This is a genomic window from Mitsuaria sp. BK037 (genome assembly GCF_014193045.1).
GTDB lineage: Bacteria > Pseudomonadota > Gammaproteobacteria > Burkholderiales > Burkholderiaceae_C > Roseateles.
Genome location: NZ_JACHYS010000001.1, coordinates 2,071,899 through 2,095,280, shown reverse-complemented (window position 1 = coordinate 2,095,280; position 23,382 = coordinate 2,071,899). Strand labels below are relative to the sequence as shown.

28 protein-coding genes are annotated in these 23,382 nt (G+C 71.8%); 3 read left to right on the top strand and 25 right to left on the bottom strand.

The genetic code is table 11. The features are described from left to right. Positions 1–39 precede the first annotated feature (39 nt). The 14 genes from sctN to FHT37_RS08585 all read right to left on the bottom strand — a co-directional run bounded on the left by sctN (position 40) and on the right by FHT37_RS08585 (position 11,706). Positions 40–1,362: a type III secretion system ATPase SctN gene (gene sctN, locus FHT37_RS08650; protein ID WP_091733502.1), complete on the bottom strand. Its 1,323-nt coding sequence runs from the start codon at positions 1,360–1,362 to the stop codon at positions 40–42. Between the two features lie 12 nt (positions 1,363–1,374). Next, positions 1,375–2,295 (bottom strand): type III secretion system stator protein SctL, encoded by a 921-nt coding sequence (sctL, locus tag FHT37_RS08645; protein WP_183480196.1) that lies wholly within the window; start codon positions 2,293–2,295, stop codon positions 1,375–1,377. Further along, positions 2,292–3,017 carry a type III secretion protein HrpB4 gene (locus FHT37_RS08640; protein ID WP_183480195.1) on the bottom strand — a complete coding sequence of 242 codons (726 nt, stop codon included), beginning with the start codon at positions 3,015–3,017 and terminating at the stop codon, positions 2,292–2,294. The genes sctL and FHT37_RS08640 overlap by 4 nt, the downstream gene beginning before the upstream one ends. Before the next feature lie 8 nt (positions 3,018–3,025). Further along, on the bottom strand, positions 3,026–3,907 hold the full coding sequence (gene sctJ, locus FHT37_RS08635; protein ID WP_183480194.1) for a type III secretion system inner membrane ring lipoprotein SctJ: 882 nt from the start codon (positions 3,905–3,907) through the stop codon (positions 3,026–3,028). A gap of 57 nt (positions 3,908–3,964) precedes the next feature. Continuing rightward, positions 3,965–4,360: a hypothetical protein gene (locus FHT37_RS08630; RefSeq protein WP_183480192.1), complete on the bottom strand. Its 396-nt coding sequence runs from the start codon at positions 4,358–4,360 to the stop codon at positions 3,965–3,967. Positions 4,361–4,398: 38 nt separating this feature from the next. Then, positions 4,399–4,869 (bottom strand): HrpB1 family type III secretion system apparatus protein, encoded by a 471-nt coding sequence (locus FHT37_RS08625; RefSeq protein WP_183480190.1) that lies wholly within the window; start codon positions 4,867–4,869, stop codon positions 4,399–4,401. Between the two features lie 120 nt (positions 4,870–4,989). Continuing rightward, positions 4,990–5,790 carry a hypothetical protein gene (locus FHT37_RS08620; RefSeq protein WP_141225464.1) on the bottom strand — a complete coding sequence of 267 codons (801 nt, stop codon included), beginning with the start codon at positions 5,788–5,790 and terminating at the stop codon, positions 4,990–4,992. A 39-nt stretch (positions 5,791–5,829) separates the two neighbouring features. Next, positions 5,830–7,281, bottom strand: coding sequence for an HrpF/NolX family T3SS translocon protein (locus FHT37_RS08615; protein WP_183480186.1), 1,452 nt, complete (start codon positions 7,279–7,281; stop codon positions 5,830–5,832). Positions 7,282–7,359: 78 nt separating this feature from the next. Further along, on the bottom strand, positions 7,360–7,629 hold the full coding sequence (locus tag FHT37_RS08610; protein ID WP_091733518.1) for a hypothetical protein: 270 nt from the start codon (positions 7,627–7,629) through the stop codon (positions 7,360–7,362). A gap of 96 nt (positions 7,630–7,725) precedes the next feature. Continuing rightward, complete coding sequence (locus FHT37_RS08605) at positions 7,726–8,148, bottom strand: hypothetical protein (RefSeq protein ID WP_091733520.1); 423 nt, start codon at positions 8,146–8,148, stop codon at positions 7,726–7,728. A gap of 16 nt (positions 8,149–8,164) precedes the next feature. Next, the gene (locus FHT37_RS08600; RefSeq protein ID WP_091733522.1) at positions 8,165–8,425 is read right to left on the bottom strand and encodes a hypothetical protein; all 261 of its coding nucleotides are present in this window, start codon (positions 8,423–8,425) and stop codon (positions 8,165–8,167) included. Positions 8,426–8,478: 53 nt separating this feature from the next. Then, complete coding sequence (hrpD5, locus tag FHT37_RS08595; RefSeq protein WP_141225465.1) at positions 8,479–9,540, bottom strand: HrpD5 family protein; 1,062 nt, start codon at positions 9,538–9,540, stop codon at positions 8,479–8,481. A gap of 40 nt (positions 9,541–9,580) precedes the next feature. Then, a complete protein-coding gene (gene sctC / locus FHT37_RS08590) occupies positions 9,581–11,476 on the bottom strand; it encodes a type III secretion system outer membrane ring subunit SctC (protein ID WP_183480184.1) in 1,896 nt (631 codons plus the stop codon). Continuing rightward, positions 11,476–11,706 carry a hypothetical protein gene (locus FHT37_RS08585; RefSeq protein ID WP_091733528.1) on the bottom strand — a complete coding sequence of 77 codons (231 nt, stop codon included), beginning with the start codon at positions 11,704–11,706 and terminating at the stop codon, positions 11,476–11,478. The genes sctC and FHT37_RS08585 overlap by 1 nt, the downstream gene beginning before the upstream one ends. A 263-nt stretch (positions 11,707–11,969) precedes the next feature. Between FHT37_RS08585 and FHT37_RS08580 the strand changes: the two genes are divergently transcribed. Then, complete coding sequence (locus FHT37_RS08580; RefSeq protein WP_183480182.1) at positions 11,970–12,383, top strand: hypothetical protein; 414 nt, start codon at positions 11,970–11,972, stop codon at positions 12,381–12,383. Positions 12,384–12,396: 13 nt separating this feature from the next. Beyond that, positions 12,397–13,122, top strand: coding sequence for a lytic transglycosylase domain-containing protein (locus tag FHT37_RS08575; RefSeq protein ID WP_183480180.1), 726 nt, complete (start codon positions 12,397–12,399; stop codon positions 13,120–13,122). 120 nt (positions 13,123–13,242) lie between these two features. Here the strand turns inward: FHT37_RS08575 and FHT37_RS08570 are convergent, their stop codons facing one another. The 5 genes from FHT37_RS08570 to FHT37_RS08550 all read right to left on the bottom strand — a co-directional run bounded on the left by FHT37_RS08570 (position 13,243) and on the right by FHT37_RS08550 (position 17,803). Next, the gene (locus FHT37_RS08570; protein WP_183480178.1) at positions 13,243–14,730 is read right to left on the bottom strand and encodes a helix-turn-helix transcriptional regulator; all 1,488 of its coding nucleotides are present in this window, start codon (positions 14,728–14,730) and stop codon (positions 13,243–13,245) included. A 264-nt stretch (positions 14,731–14,994) separates the two neighbouring features. Then, positions 14,995–15,453, bottom strand: a complete 459-nt coding sequence (locus tag FHT37_RS08565; RefSeq protein ID WP_183480176.1) for a hypothetical protein — start codon at positions 15,451–15,453, stop codon at positions 14,995–14,997. A 76-nt stretch (positions 15,454–15,529) separates the two neighbouring features. Continuing rightward, positions 15,530–16,339, bottom strand: a complete 810-nt coding sequence (locus FHT37_RS08560) for a hypothetical protein (RefSeq protein ID WP_183480173.1) — start codon at positions 16,337–16,339, stop codon at positions 15,530–15,532. Between the two features lie 122 nt (positions 16,340–16,461). Then, complete coding sequence (gene sctT, locus FHT37_RS08555) at positions 16,462–17,289, bottom strand: type III secretion system export apparatus subunit SctT (RefSeq protein WP_217648510.1); 828 nt, start codon at positions 17,287–17,289, stop codon at positions 16,462–16,464. 1 nt (position 17,290) lies between these two features. After that, positions 17,291–17,803, bottom strand: a complete 513-nt coding sequence (locus FHT37_RS08550; RefSeq protein ID WP_183480170.1) for a hypothetical protein — start codon at positions 17,801–17,803, stop codon at positions 17,291–17,293. A 474-nt stretch (positions 17,804–18,277) separates the two neighbouring features. Between FHT37_RS08550 and FHT37_RS25650 the strand changes: the two genes are divergently transcribed. After that, positions 18,278–19,081 carry a response regulator transcription factor gene (locus FHT37_RS25650; protein WP_183480168.1) on the top strand — a complete coding sequence of 268 codons (804 nt, stop codon included), beginning with the start codon at positions 18,278–18,280 and terminating at the stop codon, positions 19,079–19,081. Between the two features lie 7 nt (positions 19,082–19,088). Here FHT37_RS25650 and FHT37_RS08540 read toward each other — a convergent pair whose 3' ends face one another. The 6 genes from FHT37_RS08540 to FHT37_RS08515 all read right to left on the bottom strand — a co-directional run bounded on the left by FHT37_RS08540 (position 19,089) and on the right by FHT37_RS08515 (position 23,362). After that, positions 19,089–19,544, bottom strand: coding sequence for a CesT family type III secretion system chaperone (locus FHT37_RS08540; protein ID WP_091733544.1), 456 nt, complete (start codon positions 19,542–19,544; stop codon positions 19,089–19,091). Between the two features lie 3 nt (positions 19,545–19,547). Beyond that, positions 19,548–20,558, bottom strand: a complete 1,011-nt coding sequence (locus FHT37_RS08535; protein WP_183480166.1) for a hypothetical protein — start codon at positions 20,556–20,558, stop codon at positions 19,548–19,550. Next, positions 20,555–20,815, bottom strand: a complete 261-nt coding sequence (gene sctS, locus FHT37_RS08530; protein ID WP_091733548.1) for a type III secretion system export apparatus subunit SctS — start codon at positions 20,813–20,815, stop codon at positions 20,555–20,557. Before sctS ends, FHT37_RS08535 begins: the two co-directional genes overlap by 4 nt. A gap of 101 nt (positions 20,816–20,916) precedes the next feature. Further along, positions 20,917–21,525 (bottom strand): type III secretion system export apparatus subunit SctR, encoded by a 609-nt coding sequence (gene sctR, locus FHT37_RS08525; RefSeq protein WP_404932682.1) that lies wholly within the window; start codon positions 21,523–21,525, stop codon positions 20,917–20,919. A gap of 50 nt (positions 21,526–21,575) precedes the next feature. Further along, the gene (locus tag FHT37_RS08520) at positions 21,576–22,691 is read right to left on the bottom strand and encodes a FliM/FliN family flagellar motor switch protein (RefSeq protein WP_183480164.1); all 1,116 of its coding nucleotides are present in this window, start codon (positions 22,689–22,691) and stop codon (positions 21,576–21,578) included. Then, positions 22,688–23,362, bottom strand: coding sequence for a type III secretion HpaP family protein (locus FHT37_RS08515; protein ID WP_183480157.1), 675 nt, complete (start codon positions 23,360–23,362; stop codon positions 22,688–22,690). The genes FHT37_RS08520 and FHT37_RS08515 overlap by 4 nt, the downstream gene beginning before the upstream one ends. Positions 23,363–23,382 lie beyond the last annotated feature (20 nt).

The window sequence follows — 23,382 nt, the reverse complement described above, 5'->3', positions numbered from 1 at the left end:
GGCGCGGAGCGCCATGCGCGTCGCGCGCGCGTGGCGTCCTCATCCCGCCACGACCTGGCCCAGCGACCCCAGCGTGCGGTCGAAGGCCCAGAGGTCGTCGGTGGCCTGGCACAGGAACTCGCGCACCGGCTGCAGCTTGCGCATGGCCTCGTCGGCGAGCGCGTCGTTGCCGGGCTTGTACTCGCCCATCTGCACCAGCGGCTCGATCTCGTCGTACTTGGCCATCAGCGCCCGCAGGTGGCCGGCGGCCGCCTGGTGCGGCTTGGGCACGATCTGCGACATCACCCGCGACAGGCTGCCCAGCACGTCGATCGCCGGGTACTGGTTCCGCGCGGCGATCTTGCGCGACAGGATCATGTGGCCGTCCAGGATGCCTCGCACTTCCTCCGAGATCGGGTCGTTGCCGCTCTCGTCCTCGTACAGCACGGTGTAGAGCGCGGTGATCGAGCCGCGCGCGCCCATGCCGGCGCGTTCGAGCAGCCGCGGGATCTCGGCGAACACCGACGGCGGAAAACCGCGCCGCGCCGGTGGCTCGCCCGCCGCCAGGCCGATCTCGCGCTGCGCCCGCGCGAAGCGGGTCAGCGAGTCCATCATCAGCAGCACCTTCAGGCCCTGGTCGCGGTAGTACTCGGCCACCGCGGTGGCCACGTGCGCCGCCTTCGCGCGCTCGCTCGACGAGCGGTCCGAGGTCGCGCACACCACCACCGAGCGCGCCATGCCGGCCTCGCCCATGATGAGCTCGATGAACTCGCGCACCTCGCGGCCGCGCTCGCCGATCAGCGCGATGACGCTGATGTCGCACTGCGTGCCGCGCGCCAGCATGCCCATCAGCGTGGACTTGCCGACGCCGGCCGGCGCGAAGATGCCCATGCGCTGCCCCTCGCCCAGCGTGATCAGTCCGTCGATCACCTTGACCCCGGTGGGCAGCGGGCGCTCGATCATTTCGCGCTCCATCGGCGTGGGCGGCAGCGCGAACACCGGGCGCGATTCGGTCGTGCGCACCGGGCCCTTGCCGTCGATCGGCCGGCCCAGGCTGTCGATCACGCGGCCCAGCAGCGCCTGGCCGACCGGCACCGACAAGACCTGGCCCAGTCCGACCACGCGGGTGCCGCCGCGCACGCCCAGGATCGAGCCGAACGGCGACAGGATGCTGCGCCCACCGGCGAAGCCCACCACCTCGGCCGTCTGCAGCACCGCGCCGTCGTCGTCGAGCACCTCGCAGAGTTCACCCAGGCGGGCGTCCAGGCCGCTCACGCGCATCAGCGTGCCGATCACCTCGGTGACCTTGCCGGTGCGGCCCACCATCGTGGCCGAGGCCAGCTCGGCCTCCATCAGGTCGGTGAATCCCTGCAATGCCTTCATCGGCGCTCCTGGTCAGTGTTCGGCGAGGTCGTGCGCGTGAAGGATGTCCTCGGCGTCATCGGCATCGGCCCGCGCGCCCGCATCCGTGTGCGGGAATCCGAAGGACGCGTGAGCCTGGGCCTGAGCGTCGACGCCGCGGTCGCTGACGCCGCGATCGCTGGCGCTGTCGTCCGGGCCGTCATCGAAGCCGTGTTCGGTGGCTTCGTGGTCGCCGGCATCGGCCAGCGGCAGGCTGCTCGCCAGCGCCTTGCGCACCGCACGGTCCATCGCCGCGCGCAGGCCGTCGAGCTGCGTCTGCAGGCTGGCGTCGAGGATGCCGACCTCCGACTCGAACACGCAGCTACCGGCCCGCAGCGCCGGGTCGACGCTGACCTCGATGTGAACCCCTTGCGTCTGCAGCGCCTTCAGCGAGTCCAGCGCGGCGCGCGCGTGGGCGTGGTCATCGGCGCTGACGCGCAGGGCCAGCGTGCTGGCGCCGCGCGCGAAGCTGCGCACGCTGCGCAGCGCGCGCTGGTACAGCGCCGCCCGCTCCTCGGTGTGGACGATGCGTTCGACGGCGCCGGTGACGATGGTCGCCAGCTTCTCGTGCATGCCGCGCAGCACCTGCGCGTTGTCGATCACCTGCACCGTCTGGCGCTCATGCCATTCGAGCGCCGCCTGGCGCCGGCCGGCCTCGCAGGCCTCGACCCGCAACCGCTCGGCTTCGGTGCGGGCCTCGGCCAGCAGACGGTCCGCCTGCTCGCGCGCATCGGTCATCAGCTTCGAGGCCTCTTCGCGCGCCTGCGCCAGCACCGCGTCGCGCTGCTCGTCCATCGCGCGGCGCAGCGCGTCGAGCTCCGCGGCGCCGTCGACTTCGGCGGCGCGCAGGATGCCGTCCTCGGCCCCCAGTCCGCCCAGGCGGTCCGCGCCGCCGCCCTGCAGCCAGATCATCATGTCGGTTCCTTCGCGAAGAGCGCGTCCAGGCGGGCCAGGCCCTCGAGCGCGCAGGCGTGACGCACCGGCACTTGATGGCGGCCGTCAGGCACCGGCCATCGCGCCGGCAGCGCGAGCCGCACCAGGCGCCGCAGGCCGCGATGCGGCCACGCGCCCGCGAGCGCCAGGTCCGCGTAGCCGACGCAGGCCCACTGGATCGGCGACCAGGCCGCGACCTGCGCCGGCACCACCGCGCCCTGGCGCGCGGATTCGCGCAGGGCCGCCATCGCCGGGCCGAGCGCGCCTTCGAGCGCCCGCCGCGCGCGGATCTCGACGCAGCAGCGCAGCACGCCGGGCCGGCCCGCCAGCGCCACCGCGCACAGGCGCGACAGCAGGCCCAGCCGCCCGTGCAGCGCCAGGCGACCGCCCGGCGTCGCGAGCAGGCGCGGGTCGGGCAGCGGTCCGCACCAGCGGCGGTACAGCGTGAGCATCAGGCGGCGGCGCGAGGGGCCGTCCGGCATCTGGTCGAGCGCCGGCCGCAGCGCATTCAGCGCCGCCCAGCCGTCGTCGATGTCGTCGGGCAGCCGATCCAGGCGGCGCTGGAACACGAGCGCGAGCCGGGCCAGTTCGCCGGGGTCCACGGGCGATACGGGCAAGACGGGCGGGGCGGCCCTGGCCGGCCGATCGACCGTCGTGTGCGGGGCCGGCACGATGGGGCCCGGTGTCGTCAGGGCGGCGTCCATGGCCGACCTCAGGTCGCGGAAGCCTGCGCCGCGGTGGGGCTGCCGCCGTTCAAGCCCGCGCTGGCGCCGGGACCGCCGCCCTGTGCGGCGTTCGCTTGCCCGTCGGCGGCGCCTGCGGTGGTGACCGAGGCCACGGTGCCCGGCCGCAGCCGGCGCGCCAGCGGCTCGGGCAGCCACTCCGGCTTCTTCCATGCGACCCCGGCGGCGCCGCCCAGGCCGAGCAGTGCCAGCGCCGCCGCGATCCAGAGGCCCATCCCGCCGGGCGCGGGCGGCGGCGGTGGCGCGATCATCGCGCCGGCCACCAGCGTCACCGAGACGTTGTCGTAGGACAGCCCCTCGACGCTGCGCGCGACCATGTTCTTGATCGCCGGCGTGAGCGCGGTGAGGTTGGCCTGCGGCCGGTACTTCACGAACACCGACGCGCTGGAGGGCTTGGCCTCCTGGGCCATCGGGTCGTTGTTGGGCAGCACGATGTGCACCCGCGCGGTGACCACGCCGTCGATCTGGCTCAGCGTCTCGGAGAGCTCCTGCGACACGCCGTGGATGAAGCGCACGCGCTCCTCGGTCGGCGAGGAGATCAGGCCTTCCTTCTTGAACATGTCGCCCAGGCTGACGTGCTTGTCCTGCGGCAGGCCCTGCGCGCGCAGCACCGCCAGCGCGCGCACCACGTCGGCCTCGTCGACCTTGACGCTCCAGGTCTTGCCGCTGTCGGGCGTCTGCTTGCTGGCGGTGATGCCGCTTTCCAGCAACGCCGACACCATGTGGTTGGCGTCGGCCTCGGTCTGCTTGGTGTAGAGGTCGGTGTCGCAGGCCGCCAGGCACAGCGCCAGCACGGCGCCGAGCAGCAGTCGCCAGGGCCGCGGGGCGTGGTCGTTGATCGTGGAAGGCATGTCGGAACTCCCTGGGTCCGTTCATCGCGGCCGGACTGCGCCGGCCGCCGGGACACGTCACTGGTTCTTCATCAAGGTCTGCAGGCCGCTCTTGCTGCTCTGCGCGACATAGACGCCGGCGTTGAACTGCACCTGCACCATCGACAGCTGATAACTCAGCGCGATGTGGCGCGAGGCCAGTTCGCCGGGATTCATCGCTGGCGCCTCCTGCGAGAACGCGCGCACGCTGTCGAAGGTCTGGCGCAGCACGCCTTCCTGCGCCTCGATGAAATGCGAGACCGGCGAGCGCTCGCCGACCTCGGTGCCGTGCGGCGCCGGCGCGGTGGGATGCTCCATCATCAGCCGCTGGAAGCGGTCGGACAGGCCGCCGAGCGCATCGGGCGCGGCGGCGGCGCGATCCAGGACCTGCGTCGGGGCGGCGCCGGACACGGCGCCGATGGCGGGAACAGTCATGCGGTTCTCCTGCGGGGTGGCTTCGGGCGCGCGCCGCTTCAGGCGCGCAGCAGCGGCGCGTGCGGCAGCGAGCGCGGGTCGTAGTCGGCGAAGCTGGTGGCGACCGGGGCGTCGGGCTCGGGCTCGCCGACATTGACGTCCTTGCCCAGCAGCAGCCGCACCAGGCTGCGCGCTTCCTGCGTGGAGTCGCCCTCGATGACCTCGTTGGCGCTGACGCTCCAGGCCGGATCGCCGACGGCGAACTGGCAGAAGGCCATCAGCGCGCGGCCCAGGCTCCAGTTGCGCGTGTTGGCATCGAGGTTGTTGAGCGTGCGGATCGCGTCGTGCCAGTGGCCGCGGCTGATCGCGATCCAGGCCTCGAAGGTGTCGAGCTCGGTCAGGTGGGGGCGCAGCTGGCGCACCGCCACCAGCACCGTCTCGGCGTCCTCGGTGCGCTTGTGCGTGATGCCGAGGCTGACGATCTCGATGAGGGCGCGGACGAAGGGTTTGCGATGAAAGGTCGGATCCATCTGTGTGCTCCTGGGGAAGTGCCTGTCCTGAACGGACGCGTGTCCGCTCGGGACAGGCACGTCGCGTGCGAGGACGCGGCGTGCCTGGCGGGGGCCGCGAACGGCCCCCGCGCATGGACATCAGAACAACATGCCGGTGGTGCGGCCGTTGAAGATGTTGAACAGGTTCACGCCCTGGGTCAGCTCGCTCTGCGACAGGTTGGGACCGCCGTAGGTCTGGGCCCAGTTCAGCGCATCCACCTGGGTGAACGGCTGGTTCAGGCTGGTGAACGGCTGCTGCGCGAAGGACGCGTTGTACGGCGAGGCCACGCCACCGGCGTAGGGCTGCTGGAAAGCGGTGAACGGCTGCTGCGCGTACGACTGCGTGTAGGGCGAGGCGTACGGCGAGGCCGCGAACGGCTGCTGCCCGAAGGGCTGCTGGTAGGCGGGGATGCCACCGCCGAGGCCACCCAGGCCGCCGCCGAGGCCGCCCAAGCCGCCACCGAGGCCACCGCCCAGGCCGCCGCCGAGACCGCCGCCCAGCTGGTTGGCCACCGAGCTGGCGAGCGGATTGGCGTTGCCCAGGCCGCCGAGGCCGCCGCCGCCCAGCGCCTGCAGCAGCGGGGTCAGCGCCTGCAGCAGCTGGACCACGCTCTGCAGGATGCCCTGCAGGCCCTGGCCGGCGCCTTGCGGGCCGCCCAGTCCGGGCGTGCCCAGACCCGGTGTGCCAAGACCCGGCGTGCCGAGTCCGGGGATGCCCGAGCCGGGCAGGCCGCCGCCGAACTGGCTCTGCTGCGCCTGCAGCAGGTTCTGCAGCAGGCCGGTGCTGAACTGCATCAGCGTGGAGGCGATGTCCATCGTGCTGGACAGAGCCGAGCCCAGCGGCGACTGGGGCGCCGCGTACGACGGGACCGAGGAGGTCGGGGGGATCGAGAAGCTCATGGTGTGAGTCCTTTCAAGCGGTTGGTGCGAGCGTTCCGATCAGTACAGGCGGACCGAGGTCGGCACGTTCTGGAAGGTCGTCGCGACGTTGTCCTTGAAGGCTTGCGACGGTTGCGGCACGTTGTCATTCAGGCCGCGCAGCAGCAGGCCGGCGAGCGAATCGGCGCGCACGTTGCCGAAGATCTCGCCCTTCAGGCCGCTCGGGCCGGGCTGGGTGTCGGCGCCCTTGAGCACTTCACGCAGGTCGTCGGCGCTGACCAGGCCGTCGCCGCGCTGGTCGCCGCGATGCTTGACGCGCACCTTGAAGGCGTTGTCCATCTTGTCGAAGAGTTCCGGCTGGCTGAGGATCAGCTTGGCGGCGTCCTTCATGTCCTGCGGCGCGGCGGTGCCGTCGGGCATCTTGCCGGTCTTCACGATGGCGTCCAGGTCGGACTTGCTGACCATCTTGTCGCCCGAGGTGAAGAAGCTGTTGCCGTACTTGGCCAGCGTCTGCAGCGCTTCCTTCTCGCCCACGCTGAAGCTGACCTGCTGCATCGCGGCGGTGGTGTCGCCCTTGCCGATCTTGCCGTCGGCGTGGCCCTTGAAGCCTTGGGCCTTGGAGTCGGCCGTCTCCAGCGACTTGAAGTCGTCCGGATGGTCGAGCAGGTACTTGGCGGCGGCGCGCAGCTCCGGCGTGTAGTTCGCCGAGACCTGGAAGCGCTGCATCTCGCCGTTGGCGATCGCCTTCAGGTCATCCTTGGTGATGAAGTTGTCCTTGCCGGCGGTCAGCTGGTCGAAGTTGCGCGCGATCTCGCGGGTCGCGCGGTCCTTGTCCATCTGCACGTTGCCGGCGGCGTCGAACTTGACCTCACCGGTCGGCGCGGCCGTGGTCGGCACGTTGGGCGCGCTGCCGTAGGCGTTGGTCTGCGGCGCGTTCGGCAGGTTGGCGTTGGGCAGGCCCGCGCCGTTGTAGACACCGCCCGGGGGCAGGCCACCCTGGGGCACGGCACCGCTGCCGCTGAACATCTGCAGCACCTGCTGCAGCGCGCTGAACGCGTTGGCCTGCGTCGGGTTCATCGCCGGTGCGAAGGGCGTGGCCATGGGCAGGCCCAGGGCCGGGTTGCCCATCAGCGGATTGCCCATGAGCGGGTTGCCCATCATCGGGTTGCCCATCATGGGATTGCCGATCATGGGGTTGCCCATGGCCGGCACGTAGGACTGCGGCAAGCGCTGCAGGCCGGGCATCGGCAGTTGGGCGAAGGGGTAGGCGCCGAAGGCGTTGGCCGGCAGGGTCGGCAGCATCGGCATGCGCTGCATGCCCGCCATCAGCAGCGGCGAGACGGCGGCCAGCACGTCGCCGATCGAGCTCAGGACGTTGCCCAGCCGGGTCGGGTCCAGCGACAGGGGCACGTTGCCCAGCGGGCTGGACACAGCGGAGGAAGCGGTGCTGCCCAGGCCGAGGCGCATGTTGTAGCTGTTGACCTGGGTTTGCTGCGTGGAATTGACGCTCATGAAGATCTCCCGTGGGAATGAGGAATGAATCGAGAACGGATTCGGAGGGATGAGAGGGGGCGAGGGGCGTGGTGGTGCTTACGCGAGACCCTTGATCGCTTCGCCGATGGCCTTGAAGAGCTTGGCCAGCGCTTCATTCATCTTCACGATCATCTGGATGATCCCCATCTGCGTCTGGAACTGCATCTGCATCGCAGCCGTCTGCTGGATCTGGTCCATCATGGCCGAGCCGTCCTGGCCGGCGGCCTGGGTGCCCTGCGCGCTCAGCCCGGCGGCGCCGGACTGGAACATGTTCATGGAGTTGCCCATGCTCGCGCCGGTGCTGCTGCTGGTGCTGGGAATTGACATCGTCTGCTCCTGAGGAAATGCGGAAGGTCCGCGTTGGGGTGCGCCGCGAGGTGCGGCCTGCTCGAGAAGGGAGCCGGGACAGCGCTCCCGGGGGAATCAGTGGGAGGTCCGGAGGCTGGCCAGGTAGGCGAGGACGCCGTTGGCGGCTTCGCGGGCCTGCTGGTCGGTGCTGGTGGCCAGCACGTTGTTGAGCCAGTGCTTCCACTCGGGGTCGCCGCTGAGCATCATCGAGACGCCCAGCGCCACCTTGGAGTTGTCGTCGTCGGGCTGCTGCTCGATGCGGCGGCCCAGCGAGGCCTTGGCATAGGCCGCGTCACCGCCCATCGCGACCGCGATGGCGCGGTGCATCACGTACATGGTGGGGTCCTCGAGGGTCATCTCGACGGCCTCGTGCACGATGGCCGCGTCCTCGCTGGCGCGATAGATCGCGCCCAGCAGGCCGATGGCCATCAGGTTGCGGTAGACCTCGGGGTACTGCGCGCCCGGCGCGCCGCCGCTGCTGGCTTGGGTGTGTTGCATGGAGGGCCTCCGCGGGTCAGACGGCGAGCGACGCGTTGTGCAGCGTCTCCCAGATGTGGCGCACGATGCGCTGCGCGGCGTTGAAGGCCTCGATCAGCTGGGAGATCAGCTGGCGCTCGGCGGCGGCGGCGGTCTGCAGCAGGCCTTCGCTGCTCTTGGCCACGTCGGCGAAGTAGGACAGCATGGCGCGCGCGCGGTCGCCGGTGGCGTCCTCGGCCAGCGACTTCTCCAGGTTGGCCAGGTCGCCGAAGACGGTTTGCTCGAGTTGCTCGTTCATGGTCGAAGTTGCTCCGTGAAAAGGGGGAGGGTCGGGTGGAAGTCCGGAAGGGATCAACGGGCCGGCGGCGTCGGCGGATCGCTCAGCTCGCCGATGGACTCCGGGATCAGGGAGAGGTGCTTGGCGCCATCGCGCGTCTGCACGTACTGCAGGCCGTCGGTGGCGAGCATCGCCCCCACCGGCACGCTCTCGGGGACCGGCGCGGGGGCGACGGCCACTTCGATGCCGCGCACCAGCGGCGCCAGGTCGGCGGCCACGCGCGTGGAGGCGTCGCGCACCCGGTCGGGATGCGCGGCGCGGCCGCCCACGATGAACACGCCGCGGTCGCGGTAGCGCACCACCAGGCCGGGCGTGTCCAGCGCGTCGGAGATGCTCTGCGCGATGTCGGCGGCCGAGGCGTAGCGATGCTCGATGCGCTCGACCGGGAAACGGTCCAGCAACTGGCGCAGCGTCTGCGCGGCGGCGGCGTCGGGCAGCAGGCCCTCGACGATCACGCGCTCGCCGGCGGCGCGCACGGTGATCTCCGGGATCGCGGCGCTGGCGATGGCGCGGTACACCTGGCCCACCAGCGGCTCGGGCTTGACCGCGGCGCGCGCGGCCTGCGCATGCCGCGAGATCACCGTGGCCAGCAGGCCGCCCAGCGTGAGCGCGGCCACCAGGCCCCAGGCCAGCACCCGGCGGCCGCTGGTGACCGCGGCCTCGACCACCGGCGCGGCGGCTTCGACCACCGCCTGCACCGGACGCATCAGCCGTTCCATCAGCTCGATGTCGGAAGGCCAGGCGGCGTCATCCGCGGGACCGACGCAGAGCACCACGTCGCCGAAGCGGCGCGGCTCGAAGTCGGCCATCGGTGCGCCCGCGCCGGTGGCATCGTCCACGGCGGCGCCGGACGCTGCGTTCAGCGCGGCGCCGGGCGTGGCGTTCAGCGAGCCATTCAGCGGGGAGGCGAGGGCGAGCACTTGACCGTTCTCCGTGAGTTCGAGGACCAGGGGTTCCGCGTGCCAGTCGACGAGCTGGATGTCGGCCTGCTCGTCCGCGGCGATGCGGTATGTCGATGCGCTCAACGGTAGGTGGACCCCCGCATGCACGCCGGTCAGGACACGAAGCTGTTTCATGGATTGCGAATGCCTGCGCGAGGGGTGCGGACGGGGCGCTTCAACGCGCCAGCGGCGCGGTCGGCGCGCCCGGATCCATGTCGCTGGCCGGGGGCTGCGACAGGGCGGGCGCGGCGTTGCCGCCGACCAGCTTGGGCGTGATCAGGAACAGGCGCTCGGTGCGCGTGGCGCGGCTGCCGCTCCATCGGAACAGGCCGCCGACCAGCGGCACGTCCTTGAGCAGCGGCACGCCGGACTGCTGGTCGGTGCTGGCCTCGACCATCAGGCCGCCGATGAGCAGGCTCTCGCCTTCGCGCACATGGGCCTCGGTGCGGATCTCCGTCTTCTTGAGCACCGGCACCGCGTCGACCGAGGTGGCCTCGAAGTTGCCGTCCTCGATGTAGAGCGAGAGCTTGATCTGGTTGACGCCGCCGCTGGACACCACCTGCGGCGTGACCTGGAGCAGGGTGCCGGCCTCGATCTGGTAGAGCTTCGCATCGAGGTTGCCGGCCACGCGCACCGTGGCCACGCGCTTCTCCTTCATCACCGCGGGCCGGTTGGCGACGCCCAGCACCGAGGGCTTGGAGACCACGCGGGCCTTGCCTTCGCCCTGCATCGCGTTGATGCGCAGCATCAGCTGCCGGCCGGCATCCGCGACCAGCGTGCCGATGGTGTAGGTGCCGTTGCCCAGCATCCCTTGCCCGCCGCCGGTCTGCGGCGGACCGCCACCGGGCGAGGTCACCGACAACTGGCCGCGGTTGCCCTGCACCGACCAGTCGATGCCCAGCGAGCGCGCGTTGTCCTCGCTGACGTCGATGATCATGGCCTGCAGCTCGACCAGCACCGGGCGCTGGTCCAGGCGCTGGATCAGCGCCTCGTACTCGCGCATGCGGTACGCGCGGCCCTGCACGATGACGGCGTTGGTGCCCTCGTCGGCTTCGAAGCGGGGCTGGTCCTCCTCGAAGTTGACGGGGCTCTTGAGCGTGCGCGCGCTCTGCCCCGGCTTGTCGGCGCCGCCGCCCGGCCCGTGGCCTTGCCCGGCGGAGGGCAGTTCCGGCACCAGCTTGCCGGCGCCGTACATCGACTGCATCGCCTTGATCTTCTGGTCGACCGGATTGGCCGGCTGGCCGCTCACGGTGTCGGGCTGCAGGCTCTGGGCGGCATAGAGGTTGCGCAGGATGGAGGCGACGCCGGGCACGTTGCTCTCGCCGAGCAGGCGGTCGTTGGCGGACGCGAAGCGCAGGGGGAAGACACGCACGACGCGTTCGTTGCCCTCGGCGGCGCCCAGGTCCAGCGAGTCCAGCGCCTGCGCGATGAGGTCGATGTGGCGCGGCGGACCGTAGGCCAGCAGCGTGCGCTGCGCGTCGTTGAAACGCAGCGGGTAGCGCTTGTCGCCCAGGTTCAGCGAGTTCAGCAGCTCGGTGACCTCGCGCCGGCTGTAGCCCTTGAGCCGGAACATGCGGCTCTGCACCGCGCGCGCCGGATAGAAGTACAGCGCGGTGCCGTCGTCGTACCAGATCAGGCCGTAGGCCTTGGCGATGGCGCTGAGGAAGACCTGCGGCGAGCTGTCGAAGCTGGCGTTGACCACCCCGTCGACGCCATCGCCGACCACTGCCGGCACGCCCTGGCTCGCGGCGAAGTCCTGCAGCACGTCGGACAGGCGGCGGCTCTCGGCGCGGTAGACGAAGCGGCGCTCCAGGCGGCGGTCGCTGGTGGCCGCGCGGGTGCGAGGCTTGGCGGCGACTGTCGCCGTGGACGGGGCCGCGGAGGTGCCCGCCGGAGCGGGCGCCATCAGGGATGCGGCGGAGGCGGCGGACGTGGCGGATGCGTTGGACGCGGCCGGTGCCGCGCCGCGCGCGTCCTGCGCCAGCAGCGTCGCGGGCGCGCTGCCCGAGCCCGCGACGGCCATCGCCACGCAGGCCGCGAGCGCGCGGCGCTGGAAGTCGGGCGCCCGCATCACAGCGGCTCCGCGTCGGGGTCGTCCTCGTCGGGCTCTTCTTCCTCGAAGAACTTGCCCAGCGCGTCTTTCATCATGCCTTGGCCGCCCTGGAAGATGCCGCTCACCACCTGCTGGAAGGCCTTGGACTGGGTGATGTCGCCGCCGCCGTCATCGCTGGGCGGCACCGGCGTGCTGCCGGGCGTCGAGGGGCTGGGGCCGCCCACTCCGTTGACACCATTCACCGACATGGTCAGCTCCTTCTTGTTGACGATGAGGAGGCTAGGGCGCGGGTCGGCGGTGAGAGGTCGGTGACACGAAGCGGCGTCCGTGACCGCGAACCGGTGGCGGGCGGGGGGCGGTTGCGATCGGTGCAGCCCGCGTTCGCATGCGCGGACGGGCCTTCGCCCGGCGCCGGCCGGGCCTGCGGTCGATGCGGACACTGCGACGGGACCGGGCCGCGCGCATGGCGCTGGCGTCCCGCGCCTTCCTTCAAGCCTCAACAGGAGCCCCCATGCTGACTGCCCCCTCGCTGGCCGCCGCCGGATACAACGACTTCTTCGCCTCGCTGCAAACGGTGCAGATGACCGTGCAGACGCAGGTCGAGCGCTTCCAGGCGCTGATGCTGGAGATCAAGCGCGTCAGCGCCGCGCGCCAGGACGACGAGAGCCTGCGCCGCGCCGGCGAGATCGCGCTGAAGCTGCATCGCGTGCACACGCTGCTGTTCGGTGGTGCGCTGATGGCGCAGCCGCAGGACGCGACGACCGGTGCCGCCACCGCTGCCGCCGACGGCGACGCGATCGACCTGGACGGCGCGATGGCGGAGTTCTCCTCGCTGCTGAGCCGCACCCGGCTGGCCTCGACCGAGGCCGAGCTGCTGCTGGCGCAGGCGAGCGAGGAACTGGCCGCGCTGCGCGGCGAGGCCTGATGGAGTCCCGGCGATGACAGCCGGACCTCGCGCTTTCCGACCCGCCCTCCGGCCCGCCTTCCGCCCCGCCTTCTGGCCGGCCGTGTGCGCCGCGGCGATGGTCGCCGGCCCCGCGGACGCCGGCGTGCGTTATCGCTGCGAATTGCTGGACGGCAGTGAGCGGGTCGCGCTGGAGGACCTGTCGGCGCGGTTCAGCGCGGCGGTGCGTCGATGCACGGCCTTCGAGGTCGCCGACCTGCCGGGGCCACGCATCGAGACCGAGTTCACGACGCTCGCCTTCACGCGACCGAGGCCGTCGCCCGCGCCGCTGACCTGGCGGACCAACCCGCAGCCCCTGGCGCTCGGCGCGCCGCACCTGCAGCGCATGGTGCAGCAGGCCAGTCGCAAGCATGGGCTGGATCCGCGCCTGGTGGGCGCGCTGGTGCATGTGGAGTCGGCCTACCAGACGCAGGCGCGCTCGCCCAAGGGCGCGCTCGGCCTGATGCAGATCATGCCGGCGACGGGCGCGCGCTACGGCGTCGCGTCCAGGCAGGACCTGCTCGACCCGGCCACCAACATCGACGTCGGCGCGCGTTACCTGCGTGACCTCAACGAGATGTTCGACGGACGCGTCGACCTGGTGCTGGCTGCCTACAACGCGGGCGAGGGCGCGGTGAAGCGTTATGGCAACCGCATCCCGCCGTATCGCGAAACGCAGGACTACGTGCGCAAGATCCTCAAGCTTTACGACGGCGAATGACATCGGGCGCCTCGCCGGAAATCCGGAGAGGCGCCCGTCTGATGTGGCCCGGACCCGGGCCGATGAAGGAAAGGCGCGCTCGATGCGCGCCCCTTGCGGGTTCGATGTGCCCCTGGGCGATCAGGCGTCGGAGCGCGCCTGCAGGATGTCGCCTTCCGCGCCGCCGCGCAGCGTCTGCGTCGGCGTCTCGTCGAAGCGGCTGCGGTAGTTGTGGACCAGCGTCGAGCGGTTCTTCACGCCCCAGCGGGAGGCCACCTCGAGCACGCCGGCCTCGCCGCCGCCGGCCTGCAGGTCGCCGTGGATGCGCTCGACGCGGCGGGTGCGGATCATCTCCGCCGGCGTGACGCCCAGGTGGGTGCGGAAGGCCAGTTGCAGCGCGCGCTCGGTGACGCCGACATGCGCGGCGACCTGGCGCACCGACAGATGCTCATCGGTCAGGTGATCCATCATGAACTGGTAGGCGCGGCGATAACGCAGCGGCAGCCGCAGCTTGGCCGGATCGCCGGCATCGCCGCCGGCCTTGGCCTGTTGCAGGAAACCCGGCGCGCGACCGGCGGCCGCGTAGGTGCGCAGCGACTGCACCGCGTGCTGCGTGTGCAGGCGGTACAGCCGCAGTGCGTCGAGGTGGCGGCCCTGCTGCTGGTGCAGCTTGGCCTGGCAGTACTGCAGCTCCAGCGCGTGACGGCTGCGGTGCATCTGCTGCTCGTTGAAGGTCAGCGGCGCCAGCAGCTCCGAGGCGGCGTGCGACGCGCCGCGGCCCATCAGCATCAGCGCGCCCTCGATGCGGGCCTGGGTCTCGAACTCGCTCAGGCGGCGGTCGCGCAGCCAGGCCAGCTGGTGGGCGACCTGGGCCGCGGCGGCCGGGCCGGTGCAGTCCGCGGCGAGCATGCGCCGCAGGTGATCCATGCGCGCTGCCACCAGCGGCGACCAGCTGCGGACCGCGTCCGCGGCCGCGCCGAGCTGCTGATGCATCAGCGTGTTGTCGGGCGCCTCGGACGCGCCTTCGCGGTAGACCGAGCCCAGTGCGTGGTCGTTGAGCGCGTCGCCGCCGCGCTCGCGGTGCAGGGTCGCCAGTTCCAGCGCCATGCAGTCCACGAGCTGCGCGAAGCGCGGGTCGCCGAGCGAGGCGGCCAGGTTGCGCGCCGCGTCCAGCGAGCGCATCGCGCTGCCGCAGTCGCCGGCGCGCAGCATCGCCTGCGCGACGCCGGCCATCGCCTCGACGCGGGCCGCCACTGGCGCGCGGGCGTCGTCGCCGACGGGGCCCAGGCAGTCGATCGCGCGGCCGGGCTTGTTCAGGTGCAGCAGCATCGCGCCCTGGTCCATCGCGCCGTACCAGCGCACCATGTGGCGCGACATCGCTTCGTAATGTCGCAGCTGGCGCTGGAACAGCTCCTCGGCGTCCTCCTCGCGGCCGCAGGCCAGCATCGCGCGGCCCAGCAACTGGCCCAGGGCCGCACGCTGCGGCGCGGCGTCGGGCGTGCGCTGCAGGCGCTCGAAGTGGTCGCCGCCCATCCGCAGCGCGGCGGGCAACTGGCCCTCCAGCGCCAGGCGGGCCAGTTCGCCATGCAGGGGCGCGGCGCGCAGCGAGGTCATTGCAAGCAGAAGCATGGAATCTCCATCGGGGTCGTGAACGGAATGACGCTCATGCTAGGAGGGAGCCCCTCGACGATGGATCACAAGGCCTCGGCGAAATCCTCACGAATCCTCTTTTCGTTTCCCGACAGTTTCACGGTGTTGCCGTGTCATTCGTGAACGGACGCAACAGCGCTTGCCGGTGCGCGGCACGCGTGCAAAAGCGACGAGGCCCGCGCGTCTGTCGACGGGCGGGCCCGGGGGAGCGGCGGATGCCGCGCAGGACAAGAGGCGCCGGCGTCAGCCGGCCGCCTGCGCGATCTTCGTGCCGATGTCCTTGATCGCCTTGGCCTGCGCCTCGACGAAACCCTTGACCATCTGCAGCTGCGCCATGTCCATCTGGAACTTCATGTTGATCTCGTTGATCTCCCGGAGGTTGTCCATCGAGGTCTTGGCGTCCTCCTTGGCCTGCGTCGTGGACTCCTTGCCGCCGTTGGCCAGGATGCTGTTGGAGCTCTCGTTGTGCGGGCCCGGCTTGTTCGGACCGTCGGGGCCGCCGGGGCTCTGTGGCACCAGCCCGAATTTTTCGCCGATGCTCGCGCGCGGCGCCATGCCGGTGTCCGCGGAGGCGCGCGTCTGCAGGCCGATCGGCGCGTTCTGGGCCTGGGGCGGTGCCTGGAGGTCCGACGGCTTCAGCGGTGTCGGCTGGAAGTCCGACGGCCGGACCAGCGGGGTATTGATGCCGGAAATTTCGGGCATGGTGAGCTCCTGGGGATGGCTGCGTGGCAGCCGGGTGGGGAGGTGCGCGTCCTGGCCGGGCGCGCGGACGGGGAAATCAATCCTTGGGCAAGGGCCGCGCGCCGGTCTTCCACCGGGCCGCGAAGGCAGCGGCGACCGCGCCGGTGTCGCCCTCGGCGCCGGTGAACAAGGCACGCGCCACCAGGCGCGGGCCGACCTCGCGGGCCAGCGGCTCCGCGGTCTCGCCGAGCTCCAGCCCGGGCTCGTTGAGCACGTGGCGGGCAACGCGCCGCGCGGCCTCGAGCAGCGCCCGCGTGGCCAGCGCCACCTCGGCCTCCGAGGCCGTCGCGCCGAGCGCGCAGCGCAGGCGCTTCACCACGGTCAGGCACTGCGGGGACTCGGAGAGCGCGGCCAGGCCGGCGATCGCTTCGGCCGTCAGGCGCGCGGTCTTCGCGACGAAGCAGCGCGAGGTGTCGACCACCAGCCGCCGCGACAGCGTGTCCACGTGCAGCGGATGGGCCCCCAGATCGCCGAGCACGCGCGGCGCGGCATCGACCAGCCGGCGATAGGCGAGGGCGTCCACATAGGCCTGGTCGAGCCCGCCGCGCAGGAACATCGCCAGCGACGGCGACAGCACGCCGGCGTGGCCGTTCACGAGTTGAGCCAGTCGCAGCTGCAGGCCTTCGACGCTGAAGCAGCGCACGGTCAGCAGCGTGTCGCCGCCTTCGGCCGCGCGGGCGGTCTTCCAGACCGTGCCGACGTCGACGTCGAACAGGCCGCCCTGGGCCGCGTCGTCGCGGCCGCGCCGCGGCAGCGGCGGGTCGAGCATCAGGTGCGGGGTCAGCGTCGCGTGCGCGGCCGTTGCCGCGGCGCCGCGCAGGGCGGTCGATGGTGAAGCCAAGGTCATGACGGATCCTCCTTCCAAGGGACAGCTTGGGTGGGGACAGCATCCGCCTCGCGGCGGCGGCGCGCGCCGGGCAGGCGAAGCGGCATGGAGGGATACGAAACGCAACAGCCGCGCGCGGCGCCTCAATGGGCCGACTGGAACCAGGCCCCCAGGTCGCGTGCCATCGTGTGCAGCGCCAGCTGCGGCTTGACCTGGTCGAAGAACACCGCCACCAGCAGCACCAGCATCAGCAGCGCCACCGCGCCCTTGATCGGCTGGCTCAGGTTGTTGGGCTCGAGCTTGTCGGCCGTCTTGGAGATCAGGCCGATGCCCAGGTCGATCAGCAGCAGCACCATCACGACGGCGCTGCAGATCTTGATCATGGCCTGCAGGTAGCCGGTGATCTGCGCCTGCAGGAAGCGCTCGAGCAGGTTGGACCACTCGGGCATCGCGCGGTCCAGCGGCCACCACTGGAAGGATTCGAACAGCAGGCCCACCAGCGCCAGCAGCCCGCCCAGCAGGTAGAAGCCGCAGATCGCCAGCTGCGACAGCAGGTTGCCCACCGGGGTGCTCTGCTCGCCGCTGAGCGGATTGGTCTGCTGGACGTTGTTGTAGCCGGCCTGGTTGTCGATCAGCACGCCGATGCCCTCGGCCACCCAGAACACGGTGGAGACCGCGTAGCCCAGCAGCAGCCCGATCAGGCCCTCCTTGGCGATCAGCACGCACAGGGCGAAGGTCGACAGGTTGTCCACCACCTGCAGCGGCTGGCCGCAGGCGATGAAGATGCCGATGGTCAGCGCCAGGCCGTTGCGCACCACGCCCTGCAGCACCTGGTCGTTGGTGACCGGCAGCACCAGCATCGCGACGTAGCCGCGCAGGCTGCACAGCGCCAGCAGCGTCAGCAGGCTCTTGACCGATTCGCCGAGGTGGATGAGCGCCTCGGTGCCGCCCAGCGGATCCGGGGCCGCCATCTCAGGCCGCCTCCGGCTGACGGTCGGGTCGCGCGGCCAGCAGGCGCGCGACCGAGGCCTCCTCGGCCTCCTCGTCCTGCTGGTCGTCCTGCTCGGCCTGCTGCGTGCGGAGCGTGGTCTCCAGCCGCTGCCGGCAGCCGTCGAGCTGCTGCTCGCCGCGCCGGCGCGCATGCTGGGCGGACACGACGGCCTGCTGCGCCGCCTCGACCTGCCGCTCGCCGTCCCGCACCCGCTTGGCCGCGGCCAGCGTGGTGCGCGTGGCTTCCTCGAGCAGGTGCTGCAGCGTCACCAGGTCGCTGGGGCGGAACCCCGCCGCGGTGCCGGCCAGGGCCTCGAGCTTGGCGCGCTGCGCGTCCTCGCGCGCGCGACAGCCGTCGGCCTCGGCCGTCAGCGCCTCCAGCTGCTGTTGCCGCTGGCGCGCCTGGGCCCGGGCGGCATCGAGGGCCGCGTCCAGCTGTTCCAGCCGGCGCTCCTTCAGCCGGACGAGGGTGCGCCATCCGCGCGTGCTGCTCATGGGTCGGGCCTCCGTGAATGGGAAGGGGTGGCCATGCCGCGTCGGGACAGCCGCTGGCGAGCTTGCGCCGCGCGAGGGCATCATCCGGCGCGCGGCGCGAAGCCGTCCGCGCGACCGCGAAGCGCCGATTCGCATCACCGTTGGAGGCGTTCGGGGCGGGTGGCGGAATTCATGGAGATAAGTTGGTGATGAGGCGGAAATGAACAGGAGATGAACCGGACGTGAACGTTACAGAGCGTTGACCTGAACCCTGTATGAACCGCCTCAGGATGTGCTTCTTGTCACAACAAGGGCCATCGAGACGCAACTGAACGTGAGCCAAACTGGAACCCTGATAGATCAGGAAATGAACTATTTCGCTCAAGGCGACGGCTTCGGGATGGGCCGTCATTTCGGAACGGGGAGCCGTTCCCAGCCGTCACGCCGGCCTGCAATGGAAGACACATTCCACCGTCGTGGCACAGGAGAAATTCAGTGAAGCTCGTTGGACTGTTCATCAACAAGGCCCGGCAGGCGGCCTTGGTGCGCGACCTGTCGGCGCATGGCGTCGAGCTCCGGCCGATGCCGTCGTCGGCGGCGCTGCTGCAGGCGATCAAGCGCGGGGAGGCGCAGGCGGTGCTGCTGGAGGATGCCGACACCAGTCTGATCGACTGGCTCGCCATGCTGCAGCTGCGCCTGGGGGGTGTCGTGCCGATCCTGGTCGTCGGTGGGGACAACGCTGTCGGCATGGTCGACGCGATGGCGCATGGCGCGACCGACTACGCCGACTACGTGGACTCGGTCGAGCCGCTGCTGACCCGGCTGCGGGCCCGCGTCGGCCGGCCGCAGCAGCTGCGGCGCATGGGGCTGGAGGTCGGCCCGTACTCGCTCGATGCGGCCGCGTCGGCGGTGCGGCGCGACGACCAGGAGATCAGCCTGACCGCGCGCGAGTTCGCGCTGGCCTGGGTGCTGTTCTCCAATGCCGGGCGGGTGGTCAGCGCGTCCAGCCTGACCGCGCGGGTCTGGGGCGGCGGCACCGACATCTGCAAGCGCACGCTGGAGCAGCATGTCTACCGGCTGCGGCGCAAGCTGAGCGGCGGCGCGACCGGGGCGGTGGTGCGGATCCAGGCGATCTACAGCATCGGCTACCGGCTCGACCTGCTGCATGAGCAGCCGCTGGCCTGGGCCATGCCGGACTACGGCGGCGCCGCCACCGCCCAGCTGCCGTTGCATGCGCGCGGCCTGCCGCAGGAGCAGCCGCCGGGCTACCTGCGCCATCTCTGGCCCGGCGAGTTCTGAGCGGGCTTCAGGCGCGGATCCAGAAGTAGTCGCCGGCGCAGATGCCGGCGAACATCTCCTCGGTCGCATTGGCGATGTTGTCGCGCCAGTAGCGGCCGTGCTCGGCGTAGTGGGTCAGGGTCTCGGCCAGCCAGGGCGCGTCGATGCTGTCGCCCAGCGGCACGCGCACGATCAGCACGATGCCGCCGGTGTCCGCATGCAGGCCCAGCTGCGCCTGGTCCTGGGCGTAGACGCTGAGGTTGGCTTCCAGCAGCAGCCGGAACACGCGCAGCGTGCGGCCGGCGGTGACGATGCCGTAATGGAAATTGAGGTACATCGCGCCGGGGTCGTTCGAGAAGTTGGCGAGGTTGACCTCGAAGCCCTCGACCTCGATGGTGCCGCGGCGCAGCACGGCGTCGGCGTCCGGCAGCTCGATGAGCTGACAGAGGTCGCGGACCAGCGACTGGAAGCGTTCCTGGCTCATGGGTCACGCGGCCGGCGCGACCATCGAGGTCGCGCAGACCATCTCGATGCGGTCGCAGCTCAGGCGGGTCTGCTGCGGCGTCCGAGGCCGGTCCGCGTTCAGCAGCAGCAGGGGCAGCAGGGCGTGGCGGTTCTGGCGCGCTTCCTCGGCAGGATCGGCGGAAGCGGCGGGATCGGTCGGCGCCGCGACCCGAGGGCCCGGTTCGGAACGCTGGTCGAGCAGCGCCTGCTTGACCCGCGCGAGCGTCGCCAGCGGCCCCGGTTCCAGGCGCGACTGCAGGTAGGCGCGCACCGCCACCAGGCGCAGCGCGGCCAACTGCGTGACCAGACCCACCGGCCCGCCGGGAGCCGTCGGGGCACCGCGTCCGGCCGCCGCCGCCTCGAGTTCGAGCAAGGCGCCGACGAGCGCCATCGCCCGGTACTCGGGCGACGCGGCGGCGATCGCGTCCGGCGAGGCTGGCGCCAGCGCCCGGGCGTTCGCGCCGGCCAGGGCCTCGAACGCTGATTGCCACGCGCCGGCGCTGGCGCTGGCGCTGGCGGCACCGGATGGCGGCGCGGAACGCGCGCCGATGCGCCAGCGACGGTCGTGGCGCGCCTCCTCGCGGCGGTCATCCTGCTCGCGCTCGCCGGGATCGTCGTGGCGCGTCAGCGGTCCCAGGTCCAGGCCGGGCGCGCGCTCCGCCTGCTCGGCCGCGGCGAAGCCCGGCATCGACGGCAACGGCGGCGCGTTGGCGTGCTCCTCATGGTCCGGCCCCGCCGCGCCGGCACCGGGCGGCGACGGCGGGCGGCGGCGCAGGGGCGTCGGGCGTCGGGGCGGCGGCGGCGCGGGCGCGCGGACCGTGCGGAACACATAACCGCGGAACTGCCCTCGGTGCCCATGACCGGCCTGCGCCAGCGCATCGTGCGGATCCAGGTTGTGGCGGTGCGCCACGGCGGCGCTTTTGGCCTCGGACACGCGCGCCGCCGCGGCGGCGGCGTCTGCGGCCAACTGGCGGCGGATCGATCCGGCGCTCATAGGAACATCGCCGCGAGCAGGTTCTCGGAGAAGCGCAGCAGCGTCGAGCCGGCCCAGGGCGCGCAGATCGCCACCACCACCGTCACCGCCAGCAGCTTGATGCCCTGCGAGATGCTGGAGTCCTGCAGTGAGGTGATCGCCTGCACGAAGGAGATCAGCAGGCCGACGATGGCCGACACCGCCACCGCGGGCAGCGACAGCATCAGGCACATCATGAGGGCTTCGGAGGTGAGGCGGATGATGTTCTCGTAATGCATGGCGGGTTCCGGTCGGAGCGTCCCGGAGCGGGGACGCCAGGAGGCGCGAGGCACGCGAGGGACGCCCGTGGGGGCGGCCATCGGCGCGGGGCAGTGGCAGATCAGCGGTAGGTCAGCACCAGCCCGTGGATGAGCTTGGGCCAGCCGTCCAGCACGATGAACAGCAGCAGCTTGAACGGGATCGCGACGTTGGTCGGCGTGACCTGCGACAGGCCCATCGCCAGCAGCACGTTGGCGATCACCAGGTCGATGACGACGAAGGCCAGGTAGAGCAGGAAGCCGATGCGGAAGGCCGCCGAGAGCTCGGTCAGCAGGAAGGCGGGCGCCAGCACCAGCAGGTCGTCCTTCTTGAGCTGGGCGGCGCGCTCGGCGGGCCAGATGGCGGCGGCGGACTTCAGGAAGAAGGCCTTCTCGGCCGGATCGGCGTGTTTGTCGAGGAAGCGGCGGAAGGGCTCGCGCGCGGCGTCGGCGGCCCCCAGCAGCTGCTGCGCGTTGGACTGCGTCGCCGAGGTCGAGGCGCCGCGCATCTGCTCCGAGGCCTCCATCAGCACCGGCGCCATGATGTAGCAGGACACGATCATCGCCACGCCGTTCAGGACCATGTTGGGCGGCACCTGCTGCACGCCGATGGCGTTGCGCAGCAGACCCAGCACGACGGCGATCTTGGTGTACGAGGTCACCACCATGGCGGCGAACGGCAGCACCGCCATCGCCGCCAGCACCAGGAACAGCGAGACCGGATCGGTGCTCGGCAACGGCATCATGACGACAGCCCCGGGGTCAGGCCCGTGGAGGCGGCGACAACGCCGGCGCTGCCGGACGCCACGCCCAGGCCCATCCGCACGATGCGCACGCCGAGCTGGTCGCCGATCGCCACCAACTGGCCCAGGCCGAGCGTCTGCCCATGGCAGACCAGGCGCACCGTCGCCTCGGGCAGCGGTACGTCGAGCTCGATGACGGCGCCTTCGCCGAGGCTGGCCAGCTCGCCCAGCGCGATGCGGGCGCTGTCGATCTCGAAGGACACCGGCACCTGCAGATGCTCCAGGCCTTCGGCCGGCGGCATGGCCAGCGGCGCGGCGGCCGCCTCGTCGACGAGGCGGGGCGGGGCCGCGAGGTGGGCGCGGGAGGCATCGAGGTCGAGGTCGGCAGTGGCTTGCATCGTGATTCCCAGTCCGAATTTCAAGGTGACGCGCCAGCGCGATCCGGCGCGACGCGCGGCGCCGGCCAGCACCACGTCGCCGGGGGTCAGGCCGTGCAGCGCGCGCTGGCCCAGCGGTCGCTCGAAGAGCGCGAGGCGCATCGGCACCCGCAGCGCGGCCAGCCGTCCCAGCGGCGAGGCCGTGCCGTCGCGCATCAGCGCATCGAGGTGATCCGCCAGCGCGCGATCCAGCCGCGCCAGCGACAGCTGCCCGGCACCGACGTTCAGCGCCGGCAGGCCGCCATCGCCGAGCACCTCCGACGGATAACGGCGCACCGCGCCGACCCGCAGGCCGGGGAGCAGCGGCGCCAGTCGCGCGGCCAGCGGCGCGAGCAGCGCGTCGGCGACCTCGCGGGCCAGCTCGGCATCGGGCAGTTCCGCCGCCATCGCCAGCGCGGGCCATTGCGACGGATCCAGCGCCACGTCGGCGCGGCCGGCCGCGCTGCGCAGGTCCAGCGACAGCAGCTCCGTCGGCGGCCGCGCCGCATGCACCTGCGTGGCCAGGCCCAGCCGCTCGGTGAGCCAGCGTGGGAAGCGGCCGTCGAAGCCGAGGCGCGCCGCGCGCGCCGCCGCCGGCCGCAGCGCCGGCAGGCGGCCGGCCAGGCTCTCCGCGCGGGCCACGGCGCCACGCGGGGGCGGGGCGTTGGTCGGCGTCGTGGCGGTCAGCTCAGGCGTCATAGGACTTCGATGTCGATGCCATGGGGCAGTTGGGGCAGGCGCTCGAGCTGCTCGAGCAGCCGGGGCCGGTATCGGCAGACTAGGTGGTGCGACTGTGGCGACTGCGTCGAGAAGCGAAGCGCGAGCCAGTGCTGCGAAAGGCTCAGCTGCAGCGTCGTGTCGGGCAGCACGGCCGGATCCATCGGGATCGTGACGGTCCAGTTCACGATGGCCGGATCGGCGCGGGCGCACAGGGTGGCGATGGACGCGGCCATGCGCTCGGGCCAGTCGTCCGCGGCGGCGGCCGGCACGTCCGGTCCGTCGTCATCGGCGGGGACATCGAGCGCCTCCGGCACCTGTCCTTCGTCCTGCGGCGGCAGCACATGCAGGACCGCCGCGGTACGCGACGTGGCCCTTGGTGCCGCCGGCTGGGCGAGCGCGCCGTGACGGTCCGCGGAGGCTTTGGAGCCGGCCCCTGGCGTGGAGGCGGCGCTTGTGTCCGGCGCGGTCGAGGCGCTCGACGACGCCGGCGTGGCGGCTTCGGCCGTCTCCTGCCTGCGCGGCGCGCCGAGCGTGCGTCTGAACCGGTCCGCCGACTGCTGCGCCGCCGCCTGCGCGGCCGCGGCGGGGCGTCCCGCGACCTCGGCGGGTTGCAGCAGCCGCAAGGGACGGCGGGGCTCGGTGCGCGACATGGGGCCCGGTGGTCCGCGCG

Bases quoted from the DNA above. Each gene is read 5' to 3' on its own strand.
- FHT37_RS08625 (WP_183480190.1), bottom strand. From the start codon at position 4,869: ATGGATCCGACCTTTCATCGCAAACCCTTCGTCCGCGCCCTCATCGAG.
- FHT37_RS08630 (WP_183480192.1), bottom strand. From the start codon at position 4,360: ATGACTGTTCCCGCCATCGGCGCCGTGTCCGGCGCCGCCCCGACGCAG.
- sctN (WP_091733502.1), bottom strand. From the start codon at position 1,362: ATGAAGGCATTGCAGGGATTCACCGACCTGATGGAGGCCGAGCTGGCC.
- sctL (WP_183480196.1), bottom strand. From the start codon at position 2,295: ATGATGATCTGGCTGCAGGGCGGCGGCGCGGACCGCCTGGGCGGACTG.
- sctC (WP_183480184.1), bottom strand. From the start codon at position 11,476: ATGCGGGCGCCCGACTTCCAGCGCCGCGCGCTCGCGGCCTGCGTGGCG.
- FHT37_RS08520 (WP_183480164.1), bottom strand. From the start codon at position 22,691: ATGACGCCTGAGCTGACCGCCACGACGCCGACCAACGCCCCGCCCCCG.
- FHT37_RS08560 (WP_183480173.1), bottom strand. From the start codon at position 16,339: ATGACCTTGGCTTCACCATCGACCGCCCTGCGCGGCGCCGCGGCAACG.
- FHT37_RS08620 (WP_141225464.1), bottom strand. From the start codon at position 5,790: ATGAGCTTCTCGATCCCCCCGACCTCCTCGGTCCCGTCGTACGCGGCG.
- FHT37_RS08600 (WP_091733522.1), bottom strand. From the start codon at position 8,425: ATGAACGAGCAACTCGAGCAAACCGTCTTCGGCGACCTGGCCAACCTG.
- FHT37_RS08580 (WP_183480182.1), top strand. From the start codon at position 11,970: ATGCTGACTGCCCCCTCGCTGGCCGCCGCCGGATACAACGACTTCTTC.
- FHT37_RS08585 (WP_091733528.1), bottom strand. From the start codon at position 11,706: ATGTCGGTGAATGGTGTCAACGGAGTGGGCGGCCCCAGCCCCTCGACG.
- FHT37_RS08540 (WP_091733544.1), bottom strand. From the start codon at position 19,544: ATGAGCCAGGAACGCTTCCAGTCGCTGGTCCGCGACCTCTGTCAGCTC.
- hrpD5 (WP_141225465.1), bottom strand. From the start codon at position 9,540: ATGAAACAGCTTCGTGTCCTGACCGGCGTGCATGCGGGGGTCCACCTA.
- FHT37_RS08570 (WP_183480178.1), bottom strand. From the start codon at position 14,730: ATGCTTCTGCTTGCAATGACCTCGCTGCGCGCCGCGCCCCTGCATGGC.
- sctS (WP_091733548.1), bottom strand. From the start codon at position 20,815: ATGCATTACGAGAACATCATCCGCCTCACCTCCGAAGCCCTCATGATG.
- FHT37_RS08610 (WP_091733518.1), bottom strand. From the start codon at position 7,629: ATGTCAATTCCCAGCACCAGCAGCAGCACCGGCGCGAGCATGGGCAAC.
- sctR (WP_404932682.1), bottom strand. From the start codon at position 21,525: ATGGCGGTGCTGCCGTTCGCCGCCATGGTGGTGACCTCGTACACCAAG.
- FHT37_RS08615 (WP_183480186.1), bottom strand. From the start codon at position 7,281: ATGAGCGTCAATTCCACGCAGCAAACCCAGGTCAACAGCTACAACATG.
- FHT37_RS08640 (WP_183480195.1), bottom strand. From the start codon at position 3,017: ATGGACGCCGCCCTGACGACACCGGGCCCCATCGTGCCGGCCCCGCAC.
- FHT37_RS08575 (WP_183480180.1), top strand. From the start codon at position 12,397: ATGACAGCCGGACCTCGCGCTTTCCGACCCGCCCTCCGGCCCGCCTTC.
- FHT37_RS08535 (WP_183480166.1), bottom strand. From the start codon at position 20,558: ATGAGCGCCGGATCGATCCGCCGCCAGTTGGCCGCAGACGCCGCCGCC.
- sctJ (WP_183480194.1), bottom strand. From the start codon at position 3,907: ATGCCTTCCACGATCAACGACCACGCCCCGCGGCCCTGGCGACTGCTG.
- FHT37_RS08605 (WP_091733520.1), bottom strand. From the start codon at position 8,148: ATGCAACACACCCAAGCCAGCAGCGGCGGCGCGCCGGGCGCGCAGTAC.
- FHT37_RS08515 (WP_183480157.1), bottom strand. From the start codon at position 23,362: ATGTCGCGCACCGAGCCCCGCCGTCCCTTGCGGCTGCTGCAACCCGCC.
- sctT (WP_217648510.1), bottom strand. From the start codon at position 17,289: ATGGCGGCCCCGGATCCGCTGGGCGGCACCGAGGCGCTCATCCACCTC.
- FHT37_RS08565 (WP_183480176.1), bottom strand. From the start codon at position 15,453: ATGCCCGAAATTTCCGGCATCAATACCCCGCTGGTCCGGCCGTCGGAC.
- FHT37_RS08550 (WP_183480170.1), bottom strand. From the start codon at position 17,803: ATGAGCAGCACGCGCGGATGGCGCACCCTCGTCCGGCTGAAGGAGCGC.